Origin of the sequence: Candidatus Accumulibacter aalborgensis (assembly GCF_900089955.1) — a bacterium.
Taxonomy (GTDB): domain Bacteria; phylum Pseudomonadota; class Gammaproteobacteria; order Burkholderiales; family Rhodocyclaceae; genus Accumulibacter; species Accumulibacter aalborgensis.
This window is the reverse complement of record NZ_FLQX01000162.1, coordinates 34,271-52,464: the sequence shown is the minus strand read 5'-3', so window position 1 is coordinate 52,464 and position 18,194 is coordinate 34,271. Positions and strand designations below refer to the sequence as shown.

The following is an 18,194-nucleotide window of genomic DNA, read 5'->3' as shown; positions in this document are numbered from 1 at the left end:
TCATGGAGAACCGTTCGCATGCCCTCATCGCCGGGCTTTTCACCCTTCTTCTGGGTCTCGCCGCACTCGGCGCCATCTGGTGGTTCGGTGGCAAGCACGAGCCGACCAAGGTATACACGGTGGAAACACTGCAGAACGTCACCGGCCTCAGCTTGCAGGGGCAGGTGCGTTATCGCGGTATTCGGGTTGGCAGGGTGGAATCGATCGCGCTTGATCCGCACGACGTAAGCAAGATTCTGATTGGCATCACCGTGGACGATGCCGTGCCGGTCACCCGCGGAACGACCGCCAAGCTGGGCTATCAGGGGGTCACCGGCATCGCCCACATCCTGCTCGAGGACAGCGGTGCCGACGCGACGCCCCTCAAGGGTGGCGGCGAGGGCGACGGTGAGGCGCCGCGCATCGCCATGCAATCGTCGCTGATCGAGCAGTTGTCGGATGCTGGCGCGGCGACATTACGGCAGGCGCGGGATTTCCTGACCAATGTCAACCAGCTGCTCAACACCGAGAACCGGCAGCATCTGGGCAATGTTCTGGTCAATCTCGAAGCTGCGACGGGCAACGCCAACGAGGTCGCACGCCAGTTGCGGCAGGTCCTGGCGCCGGAAAACGTTCGCCTGCTGAAGGGCACGCTCGCTCGCGCCGAGCAGGCCGCGAGTGAGGCCGCGCCAGTGCTCGTCGAAGCTCGTCGCCTCTTCGTCCGCCTGCAGGCGGTCAGTGAAAAACTCGACCTGCTGGTCGGCGACTCGTCGCCGGCTGGCTTCGGGGCGCTCGCACCGCGTCTCAACGAACTCGGCAGCGAGCTATCGGCCACCTCGCGACAGCTCAAGCGGGTACTGCAGATGGTCGAAGAATCGCCACAGAGCCTGGTCTTCGGCGCTCCGCGGCCGAGCCCGGGACCCGGCGAGGCTGGTTTCGTGGCTCCGCCCAGCCGTGAGGAATAACGATGACGAGCACCCTGAAGACGTTCCTGATTTGCCTGGCGGCGTGCTTCGCTGCCGGCTGCGCCGGCAACCTGCGCAAGTCGCCCCCGGCCGAGGTGTACGACTTCGGGCTGCCGGTTCAGAGGGTGGCCGAAAGTGGCCGCTGGTCGAATGTGGCCCTCGAGGTGAAGGCTTCGTACTGGCTCGATTCATCGGGTATCGACTATCGCCTGCTCTACGAAAGCTCGCTGAAACTGCGCAGCTACGCCACCAGTCGTTGGGCTGGCGCACCGGCGCTGCTGTTGTCTCAGCGCTTGCGACAGCAGCTTGGCCTGGTCAGCGCCGGGGTACAGACCGCCTGCCTGTTGCGCTTCGAATTGCACGAGTTCTCGCAGTTATTCGACACGCCGCAGCACAGCCGTGGCATCCTACAGGGCAGCGCCAGCGTGTTCGCTAGCGGGCACCGGCTGGTCGCCGAGCGCCAGTTCGCCATTGAGCAACCGGCTCCCAGTGCTGACGCTCGCGGCGGCGTCAGCGCGCTGGTTTCGGCCAGTGAACAACTGGGCCAACAGCTCACCGTCTGGTTGAGGGATCTGGAAAAACGTGGCACGCTGGAAAGCTGCCGGTCGACAGTGGCGGAAAGCCAATAATACTTGAAACTTTAGAGGGGAGATGGCGATGCAGAACATCTATCAACAGGGTCTCGACAAGAACACGGCCAACTACACGCCGCTGACGCCACTGACGTTCATTGCCCGCACGGCTTATGTCTATCCCGAGCGCACGGCAGTGATCCATGGACAGCGCCGCTACACCTGGCTCGAGACCTTCACCCGCGCTCGTCGTCTGGCGTCGGCGCTGACCAATCACGGCATCGTCGAGGGCGATACCGTCGCCGCGATGCTCAACAACACGCCGGAGATGGTCGAGTGCCACTTCGGCGTGCCGGTCACCGGTGCCGTGCTCAATACCCTCAACACGCGGCTCGATGCGGAGACGATTGCTTTCATGCTCGAGCACGGCGAGGCCAAGGTCCTGATCACCGACCGCGAATATTCGCCGATGGTCAGGAAGGCGCTGGCGGCCGTGCAGCGGCAGATTCTGGTCATCGATGTTGACGACCCCGAATACAGCGGTCCCGGCGAACGGCTCGGTACGCAGGAGTACGAGGCCTTCATCGCCGCTGGCAGTCCCGACTTTCCCTGGCGCGGTCCGGCCGATGAGTGGGACGCGATCTCGCTCAATTACACATCGGGAACCACCGGCAACCCGAAGGGCGTCGTCTATCACCATCGCGGCGCCTACCTCAACTCGATGAGCAACATCATCAGTTGGGGGATGCCGCCGCACGCCGTGTATCTGTGGACGCTGCCGATGTTTCACTGCAACGGGTGGTGCTTCGTGTGGACCATGGCCGCCAACGCGGGGACCAATGTCTGTCTGCGGCGAGTTGATCCGAAGCTGATTTTCGAGGCCATTCGGGAGCACGGCGTGACCCATTACTGTGGTGCGCCGATCGTCCATAGCCTGATGGCCAATGCGCCGGCCGAACTGCGCGCCGGTATTGCGCAGAAGGTGTCCGGCCTGGTCGCCGCAGCGCCTCCTCCGGCGGCGGTCATCGAGGCGATGGCCAATATCGGCGTCGATCTGACGCATGTGTACGGCCTGACCGAAACCTACGGGCCGGCAGCCGTCTGCGCCAAACACAGCCACTGGGCCGCGCTACCGGTAGCGGAACAGGTCGATCTGAACGGCCGCCAGGGCGTGCGTTACCATGCGCAGGAGGCGATCACCGTGCTCGATCCGACCGACATGGTGCCGGTGCCCTGGGACCACGAGACGATGGGCGAGATCATGTTCCGCGGCAATCTGGTCATGAAGGGCTACCTCAAGAACCCGAAAGCGACCGAGGAGTCGTTCGCCGGTGGCTGGTACCATACCGGCGACCTGGCGGTGATGCACTCCGACGGCTACGTCAAGATCAAGGATCGCTCGAAGGACGTAATCATCTCCGGGGGTGAAAACATCTCGTCGATCGAGGTCGAGGACGTTCTCTATCGGCACCCGGCGGTGATCGCTGTTGCCGTCGTGGCCACCGCCGATGCGATGTGGGGCGAAGTGCCCTGTGCCTTCATCGAGTTGCGCGAGGGGACAACGGCCAGCGAGCAGGAGATCATCGAATTCTGTCGTCAGCACATGGCGCGTTTCAAGGTCCCCAAGCGAGTAATCTTCGGTGCCTTGCCGAAGACCTCGACCGGCAAGATCCAGAAATTCATCCTGCGCGAACGGGCAAAGTCCACTGCCGCGATCGAGTGAGCCCAAGTCGCCGACCGTTCTTGCGGCCGACCGGCGGGCGCCCTGCCGGTTGGCGCGGGTGCTCGAGGACGGGCATCTTCACGCCACCCGTTGACCACCAGGAGGAAGAAAAGAGATGAAGACGTCGATGCCGGATCACGATGATCCCTACGTTGTCCGCGCCGATGGCGAGGGCATCGCCACGCTGATGCTCAACCGCGGCCACCAGTTCAATTCTCTGTCACAGGGAATGATTGCCGCCCTGCAGGGGCAACTCGATGCCATCGCCCAGGACCCAGCCGTCCGCGTCGTGGTCATCGCCGGTGCTGGCAAGGCATTCTGTGCCGGGCACGATCTCAAGGAGATGCGCGCCAACCACGACAAGGCTTTCATGCAGGATCTGTTCCGGAGCTGCGGCAAGATGATGATGACCCTGACGCAGATGCCGCAGCCGGCCATCGCGCGCGTGCATGGCATCGCCACTGCCGCCGGCTGCCAGTTGGTATCGATGTGCGACCTGGCCATCGCGGCCGACACTGCCCGCTTTGCCACCTCCGGCATCAACGTTGGCCTGTTCTGCGCCACGCCGGGCGTTGGCCTGTCGCGCAACCTGGGCCGCAAGCAGGCGCTGGAGATGCTGCTCACCGGCGATTTCATCGATGCGCAGACCGCGCTGCAACAGGGTCTGGTCAATCGTGTCGTCGCCGGCGATGCGCTCGACGCCGAGATCGACAAGCTCGCCCGTTCGATCATCGCCAAATCGTCGGTGGCCATTGGCATGGGCAAGCAGATGTTCTACAAGCAGCTCGAAATGGGGCTCGACGCTGCTTACCAGTACGCTTCCGAGGTGATGGCCTGCAACATGATGACCGAAGACGCCGGCGAGGGCATTGACGCCTTCATCGGCAAGCGCAAGCCCGCCTGGAAGGGCTACTAGGTCCGCACGACAGCCGCCAGCGCCACCACTTCAGCGTGCCTGGCGCTGCGCCGCCTGCGCGGTATTGACCGCCGCCTCTCGCTCATTGTCGGCGGGTATCTCCACTTCCTCGACGTCAATGACGCCGGCAAACAGGTCGATGGTCGTGAGGGCGACCTGCGAGGTGTCGTAGTACGCGTATGCACCGGCGCCAAGTGCGCCGACGACAGGGACCCAGCGCGCAATCCCTTTGCCGATAAGCCGTTGTGAGATGTGCATGCCGATCTTCAGGGCAACCGACTGGACCTGTGGACGCGAGGCGCGCTGGACGACAAAGCGTCTGCCGATCTGGGCTACCAGATCGCGGACAGCCTGGGCGTCGGTATGCCGGAAAAGGCAATAGAGCATCTCTTCGCGGCTCAACTCCGCCGTTTTCCCGTAGCATGCCGCGATGTCGGCAACCAGTTGTGTCTGGAGTTTCCATAGCGAACGGAGTTCCGGCAGGAGGGTCAGCCAGCCGAGTGGGCCGGGGGGCAGCGTGAGGGTGCCGGCGGTGACCGCGGCCTGTCTCGCCGCCGTCTGGGCAAGCGCTCGGGCGCGGATTTCCGGTCTCTGTCTGCGAGCTTCGCTGCTTACCGGGGTCTGGCCGACATAATCGAGAATCGCTTCGGCGATTCTCGGGCCGGCCCGGAAGCGGAAGCTGCGTTTTGAAAAATGGGTCGCTGGCATGATGAGGGTGTGTCGTTAGGTGAAGGGAAGGGAATACGTTCGGCAACCTGCGGCCGAGCTGTCATGGTGCGTCATTCCGGCGCCTTGCGCCAGACGCTGGCGAGCCAGGGCTGTTGCGCGTTGGGCAGACCGGTGGGGCGATAATAGTGTTCGAGTTCGACGAAGCCGGCATTCGTCATCCAGTCGCGCCACGCGGCGAGGTCGTGATAGGCGCCGAAGCGCCCGTTGCTCCAGCCTTCCTCGTTCTGTCCGCGCGGGTTCGAGCAGAATAGCACGCCTGCCGGCTTGAGCGTGGCGCGCAGTTGCCGCAGAACGCGCGGCAGTTCCTGGCTCGGAACATGAAACAGCGAAGCGTTGGCAAAGACCCCGTCGAACTGTTCGGCGGGCAGATCGAGCTTGAGGAAGTCCTGTCGCCAGACTGTGCACTCGCTGTCGGCGCGTGCCATGGCGACGAAACGCTCGGCGCCGTCCAGTCCGACGGGCAGGTGGCCGAGACGGACAAAGCTTGCCAGATCGCGGCCCGGACCACAGCCAAAGTCGAGGATCGTGAACGGTGCCTGGCCGGTGATATGGCGCAGCAGGGCGGCAATGTTCTGACTAACGTCGTGCTGGCCGGTCCCCTCGCGGAAGTCCTCGGCGCGCTGGTTGTAATGGGCCAGCGTCCGGGCCGTGATTTGTTCCAGATCTTCGGAGCTTGGCGGCATGAGGGTCGTCGGTGGCTGAAGGAGGGGTGGCAGGATCGGCCCGCTGGTCGCAGGCCAGCGGTCGGCGCCGGATCGTTCTCGACGAGCGGCAGATCGGAGCGACGCCCATGCCATAGACCAGCGACGCGGCGAATTCGTTCTCTGCCGCTGCCAGTTTCGCAGCTTCCGAGGCCGCGATCGGCACGACACCGGCCGCCGCCGCAGCGCAGGTGTTGCCTGCCCTTGGTTTTCAGATCGGAAACGGAAGGCCGGCCATGAATCGTGGACAATCTTGCCCAGATGTGCGACTCTCTTCCGCTCAGCATATACTGCCCGAGTTCCTGGCGGCCTGATCGATTCCTTGCCGGCAACTGTTTCGCCTATGACCATCAGCGCCCAATCCGACCCGGTTTCCTCGCATGCCTGCTAGCGCGCTGCAGGACCTTCTGCGTTTTCGACGCCGCCGCCGCCGCATGCGAGAGTCCGATATGCGCATCGCCGCGCAGTTGCAGCGCATCGTTGTTCGTATCGCCTGGGCGGCTGTCGTCGTGTTGGTGTTGGTCGCCATTGGTACGCTGGGGTTCTACCACATTGCCGGTGACAGCGGGAACTGGTCGGACGCACTCTACATGACGCTGATCACCATCTCGACCGTCGGTTTTGGCGAGATCGTCCCTCTCCATTCGCTCAACGAGCGCCTCTTCGCCGGCATCATGGCCATTGCCGGCCTGGGCGCGCTCACCTTTCTATTCACCAGCCTGTCGGTGTTCTTCCTCGAGAAGGACCTCGACGATTCCCTGCGGAGACGACGGATGGAAAAACGCATTCACAAGCTACGGCAACATTTCATCGTCTGCGGTTTCGGGCGGGTGGGTCGCAGTGTCGGCAGAGAATTGCACAATACCGGCCGGCACTACGTGGCCATCGATATCGAAGAGGATCGTTTTGAGCAGAATCTGGACAGGTTTCCCGGTCTGCTCTATCTGCACGGCGATGCCTCCGACGATGACCTGCTGGAGGCCGCCGATATCGAGGACGCCAGAGGCTTGTTTGCCGTCACCGGCGACGATTCGCGCAATCTGATGATCATCATCACTGCCAGGCAGCTCAATCCGAACCTGCGCATCGTGGCGCGTGCCCAGGAATTGCGCAATGTCGAGAAGATGAGCAAAGCCGGTGCAAACACGGTTATCTCGCCCGATTTCACCGGCGGCATTCGCCTGGCATCCGCGATGGTCCGACCGCACGTCGTCGGCTTTCTCGATGAGATGATCCGCTCGGACAAGAACGTGCGCGTCGAAGAGGTGCCCGTGCCGGCCAATTTCCCGCCGACTAGAGTCGGTGATCTGCGCCTGCGCAGTCCGGACTACATTTTGCTTGCCTTGCGCGAGCAGGATGGAGCCTGGGTGTTCAATCCCAAGGTCGATCACCTCGTCCAGCCAGGCAATACGATCATCGCCATGTCGAATCCTTCGGGACGTGCCCAGCTCAAGGCACATCTGATCGAAAAGATGTCCTGACCAGTCTCCCACTACACGCTCCACGTTGCACGAGGGTTCGCCATGGCCACCGAGACCGAAATCAAACTTTCCCTGTCAGCGCGCGCCGCCAGCCAACTGCCCAGGCATCCCTTGCTGGCCGACGGCAAGCCACATCGGCAACTACTGATCAATACCTACTATGACACGCCGGACAGGCAGTTGCGGAGCCAAAGAATTGTCGTGCGCTACCGCCAGAGGGGGCGGGAGTGGCTGTTTACGGTCAAGACGGCCGCGCTACTCAGCGGCGGGCTGGCGCAACGAAGCGAATGGGAAGTTCTCGGGCAGCCCGGCGAGTTCGATTTCTCCCACGTGGACAATCTCGCCATTCGCACTCTGCTCGAGTCGCTTCGTCATCAACTGCAACCCATTTTCACGACCCACTTCAGGCGCCACGCCTGGCTGCTTGAGCCTCGCGACGGCGTGCGTGTCGAACTGGCGCTCGACCGCGGCTGGATCGAAGCGCAAGGCAGGCGCCGGACGATCTGCGAGGTGGAGCTCGAACTGCTCGCCGGAGCGGTGAGCGAGCTATTTGTCCTGGCTGGCGAGTTACAGGCCACCGTGGCGCTGCATCCCGAAGCCAGGAGCAAGTCCGATCGCGCTTATCGCTTGCTGGCCGATGCGCCTGACGCCGCAGTAAAGGCACTGCCGGTGCCGATCGAGGCCGGGATGCCGACCATCGGCGCTTTCCGACAAGTTGCGCTGTCCTGCCTCAACCACCTGCAAAACAACGAAGAAGGCGTTTGCGACGGCGACCTTCCGGAGTTCGTCCACCAGGCGAGGGTCGCCATCCGCCGCCTGCGCTCGGCCATTCGCCTCTGGGAGCCGCTACTGCCTGAGTCCTTTGTCGCGCACTTCGACCCGCTCTGGCAAGAGCTGGCCAGGAAACTGGGCGAGGCACGCAACTGGGACGTTTTCATGGCCGACACGCTGCCCGCACTGAGCGAGGCTTTTCCGGACAGCGTCGCGATCGAGCGGCTATCCCTGCACAGCGAACGGCGGCGCGCCAGCAGCCGCAAAGCGGCTCGAACGGCCATCAAGTCGGCAGTCTACTCGCGCCTGCTGACCGAATTCACCGCCGCGGTTCTGGGATTGCCGGAGGACGATGGGAAACCGCTGGCGGACTTCGTTCCGCGTTGCCTCGACAAGCGCACCCGGCGCGTCATCGAGCGCTCCCCGAATGCTCTCGGCGCCGATGCTGCAGCACGGCACCGCCTGCGCGTGGCGTTCAAGCAACTGCGCTACGCGCTGGAGTTCTTCACGCCAATTCTGGCGGAGGCGCCGCTGAACAGCTACCTTCACTCGGCGACTTGCCTGCAGGAGTTGCTCGGCCGTCTGAACGACCTGGCCGTGGCGACAACGATGACTGCGGTGGCGCTGCCCGGTCGCCAGGGCATCGCCGTTCAGGGCTGGCTGGCGGTGCAGACCGAGTCTCTGCGGCCGGAACTCGCCACGCTGCTGGGCGCCTTCCAGGAGCAATCGGTGCCGTGGAAGCCATTCTGAGAAGTCCAGGATGAGTTGAACTTCTGTCATTTCTCGCCGTCCCACTGTGTTTTTGCATTATCGCAACGTTTAAAAACCGTAGCATGCTCGCCGGAAAACATCTTGTTTGGCATGTAATTGCCTAGTTCATTGCTCCAGAATTACTTGCCATGTTCATGCAACTGTGATCATATTCATCTACTGCGACACTTTCCCCGGAGCCATGCCCATGAAAGCTGCTGCGATGCTCAGTTACCTGCGGTCGGGTGTGCCGCTCTTCGCGACCTTGAAAAGCTACCGGCTGGCCTGGCTCGGCAAGGATTCGATTGCCGGACTTTCGGCCTGTATCGTGTCGATTCCGTCAGTCATTGCCTATGCCGAACTGGTGCATCTGCCGCCGATTGCCGGGCTGTACGCGGCGCTGGCGGCAGCAGTGGGCTATGCGCTCTTTGCCAGTTCGCGGCACGTCATCGCCGGGCCGGACGCGGCTATCGGGCTGCTCGCGGGGTCTGCCATCCTGCCCCTGGCGGCGGGCGACCCGAATCGTCTCGTCATGCTGGCGGCTGTGCTCAGTATCCTCTCGGGTGGCGTGCTGCTCCTCGCCGCGCGGTTGAAGCTTGGCGTCATTGCTGACCTGCTTTCTCGGCCGGTGCTGATCGGCTACCTCAACGGTGCGTCGATGGTCCTGGTCGCCACCCAGTTGGGCAAGATGTTCGGCATCAAGACCGAGGGCGAGGAGTTCTTCGAGTTGTTCTATACGGTGATCGAAAAATTGCCGCAGACGCATTTGCCGACCTTCTTTATTGGCGTGCTGCTCGTTGGACTGCTCATTGCCCTGGCGCGCTGGCTGCCGCGCGTACCGGGCGCGCTGGCCGTCTGTGCGGTCGCGATTCTCGCCGTCTTCTTTCTTGATCTGGGAAGTTACGGCATCGCGCTGGTCGGCGAGGTGCCTTCCGGTATGCCGCGCCTGACCATTCCCGGGTTCCACTGGGGGGATATCGCGGCGCTCGCGCCGGCAGCCGTGGCGATTGCCTTCCTCGCATTTTCCGACGGCATTCTTCTCGCGCAGACCTTTGCCGAGAAGAACGGTTATGAGGTGCACCCGAATCGGGAACTGACAGCGCTTGGCTCGGCGAACATTCTTGCCGGCCTGTGGCAGGGTTTTCCGGTTTCCGCCAGCCAGTCACGCACGTCGATCGTCGATGCCACCGGCGGCAAGTCACAGGTCGCGCAACTGGTGTTGGCCGTCGGCTTGCTGCTCTTCCTGTTTTTTCTGACCGGACTGATTGCCCTGTTGCCGAAGGTGGCCCTGGGCGCCATCCTGATCGTTACCGCCATCGGGATGCTGGAAGTGGCATCGCTGACCGGCCTCTACAAGGTCGATCGCGTCGAGTTCGCCATTGCCCTGGCAGTCACCGCGGCGATCCTCATTGCCGGTGTCGTGCCGGGGATTATCCTCGGCTTGCTCTTGTCACTGATCACGGTCCTCGTCGAGGTTTCGCGCCCCGATGATGTCGTCCTGCGCCGCTTGCTCAGTGACGGGAAGTTCCACCATTGCCGAGATGACGACGAGGCGGAGAGCGTCCCCGGCTTGCTGGTCTATCGCCTCTACGCACCGTTGATCTTTGCCAACGCGCGGCATGTGATGACCCGCATCCGGACGCTGGTCGACGAGGCCGACCCGCCGGTCAAGTGGCTGGTGATCGACGCGCAGGCGATCCACGACATGGACGTGACCGCTGCGCAGCGTTTTGCCGAACTGCATCGTGAACTGGCCGACGACGGTGTTGACGTCAAGATTGCCGATGCGCCGCGGCCCTTCCTCATCGAACTGGCCAAGGTGGGACTCTCCGAGGAGATCGGTCCGAGCGACTTCTTCACCTCGGTCAAGAGAGCGGCTGATGCCTTCGCGAAAGAGCATGGATCCGGCGGGTAGCAGACGAGGAACCTTGCCGTGGGATGCTGAAATGGTGGCGCTTCATGCGCCGGAAAGACAGTCTATTGAGGGGGGCTCGGCGTGTGTGCTTGGAACCGCATGCCGGATGCACTGTTGGACAAGGTTCAAAAAGGCAACAAAGATTCTTTCGCAGTATTCTGACAAGCGCGGGTCGGCTGCCAAGCCCGCGTCGAGCCGGACGCTAGTTTCTTGCCGCTTTTCTTTCTACAGGAGGCCCGATCATGCGTTTACCAAGCAGCCCATCCATAGGTCATCACTCGCGAAGCATTGTTCTGCTCAGCGCGTTGTTGGTGACCGCCTGCGGCCAACAGTCGAGTCCGCCGGCGAATCAGTCGAGTCCGTCGGCGAGTCAGTCGAGTCCCCTGGCGAGTCAGCCGGCGGCGGCAGCAACGGACGACAAACGACCTTTCACGGGCGACTGGACTGTCACTGGGAGCCGACAGGTCATGGACCTTGCACCGGGGCAACGAGCGGGCATTTTTAGAGTCAGCGGTTCGCTGTTGCTGGGTGGCAAGCAGCGACTGAATCTGGGTTTCCAGTCCGAAGCCATCGGCTTTTCCGATACCACCACCGGCATGCAGGGGCGCAGTGTGTGGACTGATGAGCATGGCGACAAGGCCTTCAGCGAGTTGAGCGGCGAAGGGTTTGGCCCCGGCCAACTGATCGAAGGCCGGTTTATCGGCGGTACCGGCCGCTACGCCGGGATCAGCGGTGAATACAGCTTCAAATGGCAGCGCCTTGGCGCCATTGAAGGCGACGAACTTGCCGGGCGATCGGTCGATCTGAACGGTTGGGCGCGCCTCGGCTCGCCCAGTGCGCTTGCCCCCACCACTGCAGGAGGTCCAAAATGAGTACAGCCGCTTTCGGGACGGGAAGAATCGTGAAGTTGGTGTGCCTCCTGGTTCTCTTCTTTGGCCTCTGGTTCACGCCGGTTCCCGCCGGACTGACGCGTGAGTCCTGGCATCTGTTTGCAATCTTCGCGTCGGCGATCACCACGGTGGTCCTCAATGTCTTCCCGCTATTCACTTCTTCGCTGCTGTTCTGCGCGATCGTGGTGCTCACTGGCACACTGACTCCGGCCAAGGCCTACGGTGCTTTTGCCAACAACATCGTGCTCCTGGTGATCACCGCTTTCCTGGTCTCGCAGTCGGTGGTCAAGAGTGGGCTCGGCAAAAGGATCAGTCTGTACGTGATCTCGGTATTCGGGAAATCGACGCTCGGCCTGGCGTACAGCATCTTCATCACCGATACCTTGATCGCCCCCGGCTTCCCGAGCAATACCGCGCGCGGTGGTGTGCTCTTCCCGGTCATCCTGGCGCTGGCGCAAAACAGCGGCTCGACACCTGACGACGACAAAAAGCGGCGTCTCGGCGGCTACCTGATGTTCTGCGGCATGGCCAGCCTGGCAATCACGTCGGCGCTGTGGTTCACCGCCACCTCGGGCAATCCGGTTGGCGCCGGGCTGGCCGCCGAAAAAGGGCTCAAAGTCAATTTTGGCTCGTGGCTGGTCGCCTCCTCAGTACCGTGTCTGGTGGTGCTCGCCCTGCTGCCGCTGGTGCTCTATTATCTTTTTCCGCCGGGAATTACCGACACCCCGGAGGCCCCGGAGAACGCGCGTAAAGAATTGCGAGTCATGGGGCCGATGTCGCGTAACGAGCGGATCACTGCGGTGACGTTCCTGGTCATGGTCACCGGCTGGGTGCTGGCTGCCCCCTACAACCTCAATGCGACGGCGATTGCCCTCGCCGGCCTCGCCACGCTGATGATGACCGGCGTTCTGACGATGGAGGACATGAGCGAGCAGGGCGGCACTTTGGTGACTTTCATCTGGCTGGCGGTGCTTTTCGGCATGAGCGGGCAGCTCAACGAAATGGGCTTCATGGGCTACGTCGGCGAACGCTTGGCGGTAGGGCTTGCAGGTCTCTCCTGGCCGGTCGCCTACGTCGCCTTGCTGGTCATCTATGTGTTGCTCCACTTCGGTTTCGTCAGCCAGAATGCACAGGTTCTGGCGCTACTCGGCGTGTTTCTCGATGTTGGCGTGAAATCGGGGGTTCCGGTTCCTTTGATGGCTTATGCGCTGCTGTTTGCCAGCAGCTACTTCTCGGTCATCACACCACAGGGCGGCAGCCAGAACATCATCTTCGTCGCCAGCGGTTATCTCAAGCAGGGAGAACTGTACCGCCTGGGAATCCTGACGACGCTTTTCTGCACCGTGGTGTTTCTGGTCATCGGCACCCCGTGGATCATGTGGGTCGGATAAAAGACGCCTATACGACCGGCGGCGAAGCATCGCCGGCACCTTTGGAGACAAGTCATGAATATAGATAATACCCCCGGCAGCCACGCCACGGCCCCGCTGAGCCGCCACCGCAGCGTCTGGGAAGTGCGAACCGAAAGCTGGATCGAGCTGGTCGATGAGCTGTCCCAACTCGCGAACCGGACCCGCGAGCAAAGCGATCGCGAGGCGCGCCTGGCGCACTTGCACGAATTGACTGAGATCCTGACGCCGATCGAGGTCTGCTGGGCCTATCCGGGCCGCCGTGCCTTCGCCGAGCTGTGTGGATTCATCGCGCGCGGCGAGCTGGCGCATGCTGCGATCGTCGCTCGCCGCCACCACCGCATGCTGGCCTCGCTGACCTATCGCCACGGCAGTCCCGGAGGCACCAGCGACGCCGAGTTGCCTACGCAGATGGAAACCGAAAAGGAGTTCCAGACGCAAATGCGCTGCCCGTACTTCGAAGTCCTGATGGTCGATGACCTGCCGGCCGAAGAAGAGGAGGCGCTACGCCGTCGGATTCGCAGCCGTCGCCGCCCCGACGACGATTTCATTTTCGACATGGTCGTGGTGCCGACCTTCGAGGATGCCCTGGTTGCGTCGATGGTGAACTTCAACCTGCAGGCCGTGGTGATCGGCTACGGCTTTCCCTACCGCTCGCTGTACGTCCCCGAAGTAGTCGCGCGGCGCTTCTTTGAAGGCCTCGATGTCACTGGGGAAGACCTGCCGGAGTCCGAGCGCGGCCAGCTCCTGGGTCAACAGATTGCCAAGTTGCGCCCCGAGCTGGACCTTTATCTGGTGACCGACGCCAGGGTGGAAGACGTCGCAGCCAAGGCGGCGGCGATCTTCCGGCGCGTGTTCTTCGGCGAGGAAGATCAGCTTGAACTCTATTACTCGATCCTGAAGGGTGTTTCCGAGCGCTACCAGGCACCGTTCTTCAATGCGCTGCGCGAATACGCGAAGCAGCCTACCGGCGTTTTCCACGCGCTGCCGCTGGCGCGCGGCAAGTCGATCATGAATTCAAACTGGATCGGCGACCTGGGCCAGTTCTACGGCATGAACCTGTTCATGGCCGAAACCTCGGCGACTGCCGGCGGGCTCGATTCGCTCCTCGAACCGACGGGTTCGCTGAAACTGGCTCAAGAGTACGCCGCGCGCGCCTTCGGGGCCCGTCGCACCTTCTTCGCCACCAATGGCACCTCGACCGCCAACAAGATCGTCGTCCAGGCGATGGTCCGGCCGGATGACATCGTTCTGGTCGACCGCAACTGCCACAAATCGCACCACTACGGCATGGTGCTGGCCGGCGCCCAGATCACCTACCTCGAAGCCTATCCGCTGCACGAGTACTCGATGTACGGTGCGGTACCGATTCGCCACATCAAGGAAACGCTGCTTGAGTTACGCCACGCCGGAACGCTGAGCCGCGTGCGCATGGTTCTGCTGACCAACTGCACCTTCGACGGCATCGTCTACGACGTCGAGCGGCTGATGCTCGAGTGCCTGGCGATCAAGCCCGATCTGGTGTTCCTGTGGGACGAGGCCTGGTTCGCCTTCGCACGCTTCCACCCGGTCTACCGCCAGCGCACCGGCATGGCGGCTGCCGCCAAGCTGACCGAGATGTTCCAGAGCGAAGCCTATGCCCTGCGCTACGCGGAATTCGCCAACAGTTTTGACGAGGCGGCCTGGGCCGACGACGAACGGGTGCTCAACACCCACCTGCTTCCCGATCCGAAAAAGGCCAGGGTGCGCGTTTATGCCACGCAGTCCACGCACAAGACGCTGACTGCGCTGCGCCAGGGATCAATGATTCACGTTTGGGATGTGGACTTCAAGGACAAGGCCGAGGAGGCCTTCCATGAGGCCTACATGACTCACACCTCGACTTCACCCAACTACCAGATCCTCGCCACCCTTGACGTCGGCCGGCGGCAGATGGAACTCGAAGGCTACGAGCTGGTGCAGCGCCAGCTCGAGCTGGCGATGAATCTGCGCGAGCAGGTAAAAACACATCCCCTGCTGAAGCGTTACTTCCGCTTCCTGACGGTGGTAGACCTGGTGCCGGAGGAGTTCCGTGAGTCGCAGGTCGAGTCGCTGTACAACGTCGAAAGCGGCTGGGTCAACCTGTTCAACGCCTGGCATACCGACGAGTTTGCGCTCGATCCAAGCCGCGCCACGCTGGCCATCGGCCTGTCGGGTATGGATGGCGACACCATGAAGAACAAGTATCTGGCGGACAAGTACGACATCCAGATCAACAAGACTTCGCGCAATACCGTGCTCTTCATGACCAACATCGGCACTACCCGCTCGACGATCGCCTACCTGATCGAAGTGCTGGTGAACATCGCTCGTGACATCGACCAGAGGGTGGACGACATGAGCACCCTCGAACGCCGCATCCATGAAAGACGTGTGCGATCACTCACCGTCGAGCTACCGCCGCTGCCGAATTTTTCGTGTTTCCACACCGCATTCCGCGGCCGCAGCATCGATGGGCGCAGCGAGACTCGCGATGGCGACATCCGCAGCGCTTTCTTCCTGGGCTACGACGAGGGGAACTGCGAGTACCTCGGCATGAAGGAGACCGAACAGGCGATGAAGGACGGGCGCGAATGCGTTTCCGCCCAGTTCGTCATCCCCTACCCGCCCGGCTTCCCGATTCTGGTGCCGGGTCAGGTGATCAGTGCCGAGATATTGACCTTCATGCAGGCGCTCGATGTGCGAGAGATCCATGGTTTCCGGGCTGAACTGGGCTTTCGCATCTACACCGTGGCCGCGCTGGAGCGTTCAGCGCAGGCGAACGCCGTGTGGACGGCGCAGATCAATTCACAGGCCGAAACGGATGAATTGGCCGACAGGTAGTACCCAAAAGAGCAGTCCCATGACAGTCATAACGACGAGGAGAAGACAATGACCCATCCCGTAAAGAACATGTCCGATTTGCTGCTGATGTTCCACCGCAATGAGCGGCCGATCTACTTCATCAGCGCCACCAACTTCAACCTGTTGGGGATGGACCGCTGGATCAACCGTTTCCGCTACATCAGTTACATCGATTGCTTCGATGGCCGGCATCCGAACGTTTTCGTGCCGCAGGAGACGCCGCACGACGAATTCGAGTCGATCGAGGACATCAACAACTATCTGCTGCAACACAAGGACGTGGTTGACCTGATCGAGCGCCGCGGTGGCCGGCCGGTGGCGACCTTCCTGATGTTCGACGAGAAGACCGAGGTACTGGCCAAGGAACTCGGCATGGAAGTCTGGTTTCCGCCGGCCAAGCTGCGGCAGCGCTGCGACAACAAGATGGAGACCGTGCGCATCGGCAACAAGGCCGGCGTGGCGTCGGTGCCGAATGCACTGGAAAAGGTCAGCAGCTACGCCAACCTGATGGAAATTGCCGAGCGCAGCGGCCTGGGCAAGGAACTGGTACTCCAGTCGGCCTTTGGTGACTCAGGCCACACGACCTTCTTTATCTCTTCGGAAGATGATTTCAAAAAGCACGAGGAAGAAATCTGCAAGGATCCCGAAATCAAGATCATGAAGCGCATCAACTGCCGCGGGGCGACGCTCGAAGCCTGCGCCACGCAGTCGGGAACGCTGGTCGGCCCGCTGCTCACCGAGGTGGTCGGTGCTCGCGAACTCACGCCTTACAAGGGTGGTTGGTGTGGCAACGAGATCTTCCCCGGCGCCTTCTCCGCAGAGGTGGTCGCCAAGGTCCGTGACATGACCGAGCGCTTTGGCAACCAGTTGCTGGAAGAAGGTTATCGGGGCTATTTCGACCTCGATTTCCTGATCGACCAGGACAACGGCGAGGTCTACCTCGGCGAACTGAACCCGCGCGTCTGCGGCGCCAGCCCGATGACCAACCATGCCGCGCATGCCTATGCCGATGCGCCGCTGTTCCTGTTCCACCTGCTCGAGTTCTCGGGAGTGCCTTTCGACCTCAACGTGCGTGAAATCAATGAGCGTTGGGCGCAGCCGCACTTCATTGATTCCTGGTCACAGGTGGTGATGAAGTACACCGAAAAGCATGTCGACCGGGTGACCCACGCGCCGGCGACGGGCATCTATCGCATGGGCGAGGACGGCGGCGTCAGCTACCAGCGCTTCGACTACAACCGCAAGGCGATCGACAGCGAGCGCGAGGCCTTCTTCATGCGCATCACGGGGCCGGGCGACTACCGCTACGAAGGCGCTGACCTGGGTATCCTGATCACGCGGGGCCGCTCGATGGACGATAACTTCAAACTCAACATCCGCGCCCGCGACTGGATTCGTGGCATCAAGCAATACTACGCCGCCGAACCCATCGTCACTACCCAGCACGAGGCGGCCCCGGCCCCGGGTTCGTTCAAAATCCTTTGACCACCTTGCTACACTCGGACCAGCCGATCCACCAGCGTTTCACCGCGCTGGTGGAGGACACTCCCGGCCCATCGTGGCAGGATTTGTTCGAGCGCTGCTGGCCAGGTTACCGCGACTGGTACCTGCGCAACGGCGTCTTCGGACGGCCCAGCTACCTCGACTGTCGGCGTGCGCTGCGCAAGCACATGCCCGAGCTGGTATCCACCTGGGAGCGGCTGGTGGAGCTCGCCGGAGGTGGCGACATCGAAGCACGCATTCTCTCGATGTGGTGCCCGCCGGTCTACATTGCCGGTTGCTCGCAAGCGGTGTGGATCGATCCCTTCGGCGAGCAAGGCCCCGCCCTGCTGCGCAACTACGACTATTCTCCGGATTTGCTGGAAGGCAACTGGCTGGCCACCCGCTGGTGCGGCCAACGGGTGCTGGCCATGGGCGACTGCCTTTGGGGTGCGCTCGACGGCATCAACGAGGCTGGCCTGGCTGCGTCACTGAGCTTCGGGGGCAAGACGCAAGCCGGCGAAGGCTTCGGCATTCCCCTGGTGATGCGCTACCTGCTCGAGGTGTCGACCACGGTGGAGGAAGCGTGCGATATCCTCAAGCGCGTACCAGCGCACATGTCTTACAGCATCACGCTCCTTGATACCAATAGCCATTGGGCCACGGTGTATGTTGGCCCCGACCAGGCCACCTATGTGACCCGCCGTCGGGCGATCACCAACTTCCAGCATCAGGTGGACTGGCCAGCGCACGCGAAAGCGACCAGCGCTGTCGAGCGACTCGCTGCTCTGGAGTACTGGGTGGTGGATAAAACCCATTCCCTGCCGGCAGTCGCTGCTGCGTTGCTGCAGCCGCCGCTGTTCCAGACCAGTTACCGGCGCGGCTACGGGACGCTGTACAGTGCGGTGTACCAGCCTGCAAGCCGCAGCGTCGAGCTGTTTTGGCAAGACCAGCGCTGGCCGCAGTCGTTGTTCGCGCCGCAGGCCGGCGAGCGCGATATCGTGTTCCCGATCGGCCCGAGCTGAGGCTGA

13 protein-coding genes and 1 pseudogene are annotated in these 18,194 nt (G+C 62.4%); 12 read left to right on the top strand and 2 right to left on the bottom strand.

The genetic code is table 11. From position 1 onward, the window contains the following. The first annotated feature begins 2 nt into the window (after window positions 1–2). The 4 genes from ACCAA_RS20715 (at window position 3) to ACCAA_RS20700 (ending at window position 4,155) form a co-directional block, all read left to right on the top strand. Window positions 3–944, top strand: a complete 942-nt coding sequence (locus ACCAA_RS20715; RefSeq protein ID WP_186409144.1) for an MlaD family protein — start codon at window positions 3–5, stop codon at window positions 942–944. Window positions 945–946: 2 nt separating this feature from the next. After that, window positions 947–1,573: an ABC-type transport auxiliary lipoprotein family protein gene (locus ACCAA_RS20710; protein ID WP_186409143.1), complete on the top strand. Its 627-nt coding sequence runs from the start codon at window positions 947–949 to the stop codon at window positions 1,571–1,573. A gap of 28 nt (window positions 1,574–1,601) precedes the next feature. Next, entirely contained in the window at window positions 1,602–3,239 is a 1,638-nt protein-coding gene (locus ACCAA_RS20705) for an acyl-CoA synthetase (RefSeq protein ID WP_425394510.1), read from the top strand. Between the two features lie 115 nt (window positions 3,240–3,354). After that, window positions 3,355–4,155 carry an enoyl-CoA hydratase gene (locus ACCAA_RS20700; RefSeq protein ID WP_186409141.1) on the top strand — a complete coding sequence of 267 codons (801 nt, stop codon included), beginning with the start codon at window positions 3,355–3,357 and terminating at the stop codon, window positions 4,153–4,155. A gap of 30 nt (window positions 4,156–4,185) precedes the next feature. Here ACCAA_RS20700 and ACCAA_RS20695 read toward each other — a convergent pair whose 3' ends face one another. After that, window positions 4,186–4,863 carry an EcsC family protein gene (locus tag ACCAA_RS20695; RefSeq protein ID WP_186409140.1) on the bottom strand — a complete coding sequence of 226 codons (678 nt, stop codon included), beginning with the start codon at window positions 4,861–4,863 and terminating at the stop codon, window positions 4,186–4,188. Between the two features lie 71 nt (window positions 4,864–4,934). Continuing rightward, on the bottom strand, window positions 4,935–5,567 hold the full coding sequence (locus ACCAA_RS20690) for a class I SAM-dependent methyltransferase (RefSeq protein WP_186409139.1): 633 nt from the start codon (window positions 5,565–5,567) through the stop codon (window positions 4,935–4,937). 398 nt (window positions 5,568–5,965) lie between these two features. Between ACCAA_RS20690 and ACCAA_RS20685 the strand changes: the two genes are divergently transcribed. From ACCAA_RS20685 to ACCAA_RS20650, 8 genes and pseudogenes are all read left to right on the top strand, one after another. Continuing rightward, window positions 5,966–7,066 (top strand): potassium channel family protein, encoded by a 1,101-nt coding sequence (locus ACCAA_RS20685; RefSeq protein ID WP_245754712.1) that lies wholly within the window; start codon window positions 5,966–5,968, stop codon window positions 7,064–7,066. 42 nt (window positions 7,067–7,108) lie between these two features. Next, window positions 7,109–8,587: a CYTH and CHAD domain-containing protein gene (locus ACCAA_RS20680; protein ID WP_186409138.1), complete on the top strand. Its 1,479-nt coding sequence runs from the start codon at window positions 7,109–7,111 to the stop codon at window positions 8,585–8,587. 208 nt (window positions 8,588–8,795) lie between these two features. Continuing rightward, a complete protein-coding gene (locus ACCAA_RS20675) occupies window positions 8,796–10,502 on the top strand; it encodes a SulP family inorganic anion transporter (RefSeq protein WP_186409137.1) in 1,707 nt (568 codons plus the stop codon). A 467-nt stretch (window positions 10,503–10,969) separates the two neighbouring features. Beyond that, window positions 10,970–11,374 (top strand): hypothetical protein, encoded by a 405-nt coding sequence (locus tag ACCAA_RS20670; RefSeq protein WP_186409136.1) that lies wholly within the window; start codon window positions 10,970–10,972, stop codon window positions 11,372–11,374. After that, window positions 11,371–12,783 carry a DASS family sodium-coupled anion symporter gene (locus tag ACCAA_RS20665; protein ID WP_186409135.1) on the top strand — a complete coding sequence of 471 codons (1,413 nt, stop codon included), beginning with the start codon at window positions 11,371–11,373 and terminating at the stop codon, window positions 12,781–12,783. The genes ACCAA_RS20670 and ACCAA_RS20665 overlap by 4 nt, the downstream gene beginning before the upstream one ends. 54 nt (window positions 12,784–12,837) lie before the next feature. Continuing rightward, window positions 12,838–15,663 (top strand): aminotransferase class I/II-fold pyridoxal phosphate-dependent enzyme, encoded by a 2,826-nt coding sequence (locus ACCAA_RS20660; protein ID WP_186409134.1) that lies wholly within the window; start codon window positions 12,838–12,840, stop codon window positions 15,661–15,663. After that, a pseudogene (locus tag ACCAA_RS20655) lies at window positions 15,664–17,169 on the top strand (biotin carboxylase); the annotation flags it as partial. Then, entirely contained in the window at window positions 17,166–18,188 is a 1,023-nt protein-coding gene (locus ACCAA_RS20650; protein ID WP_245754711.1) for a C45 family autoproteolytic acyltransferase/hydrolase, read from the top strand. The pseudogene ACCAA_RS20655 and the gene ACCAA_RS20650, both read left to right, overlap by 4 nt. Window positions 18,189–18,194 lie beyond the last annotated feature (6 nt).

What these genes read in the sequence shown, in the direction of transcription:
- ACCAA_RS20715 (WP_186409144.1), top strand. Translation starts at nt 3, where the DNA reads ATGGAGAACCGTTCGCATGCCCTCATCGCCGGGCTTTTCACCCTTCTT.
- ACCAA_RS20710 (WP_186409143.1), top strand. Translation starts at nt 947, where the DNA reads ATGACGAGCACCCTGAAGACGTTCCTGATTTGCCTGGCGGCGTGCTTC.
- ACCAA_RS20705 (WP_425394510.1), top strand. Translation starts at nt 1,602, where the DNA reads ATGCAGAACATCTATCAACAGGGTCTCGACAAGAACACGGCCAACTAC.
- ACCAA_RS20700 (WP_186409141.1), top strand. Translation starts at nt 3,355, where the DNA reads ATGAAGACGTCGATGCCGGATCACGATGATCCCTACGTTGTCCGCGCC.
- ACCAA_RS20695 (WP_186409140.1), bottom strand. Translation starts at nt 4,863, where the DNA reads ATGCCAGCGACCCATTTTTCAAAACGCAGCTTCCGCTTCCGGGCCGGC.
- ACCAA_RS20690 (WP_186409139.1), bottom strand. Translation starts at nt 5,567, where the DNA reads ATGCCGCCAAGCTCCGAAGATCTGGAACAAATCACGGCCCGGACGCTG.
- ACCAA_RS20685 (WP_245754712.1), top strand. Translation starts at nt 5,966, where the DNA reads ATGCCTGCTAGCGCGCTGCAGGACCTTCTGCGTTTTCGACGCCGCCGC.
- ACCAA_RS20680 (WP_186409138.1), top strand. Translation starts at nt 7,109, where the DNA reads ATGGCCACCGAGACCGAAATCAAACTTTCCCTGTCAGCGCGCGCCGCC.
- ACCAA_RS20675 (WP_186409137.1), top strand. Translation starts at nt 8,796, where the DNA reads ATGAAAGCTGCTGCGATGCTCAGTTACCTGCGGTCGGGTGTGCCGCTC.
- ACCAA_RS20670 (WP_186409136.1), top strand. Translation starts at nt 10,970, where the DNA reads ATGGACCTTGCACCGGGGCAACGAGCGGGCATTTTTAGAGTCAGCGGT.
- ACCAA_RS20665 (WP_186409135.1), top strand. Translation starts at nt 11,371, where the DNA reads ATGAGTACAGCCGCTTTCGGGACGGGAAGAATCGTGAAGTTGGTGTGC.
- ACCAA_RS20660 (WP_186409134.1), top strand. Translation starts at nt 12,838, where the DNA reads ATGAATATAGATAATACCCCCGGCAGCCACGCCACGGCCCCGCTGAGC.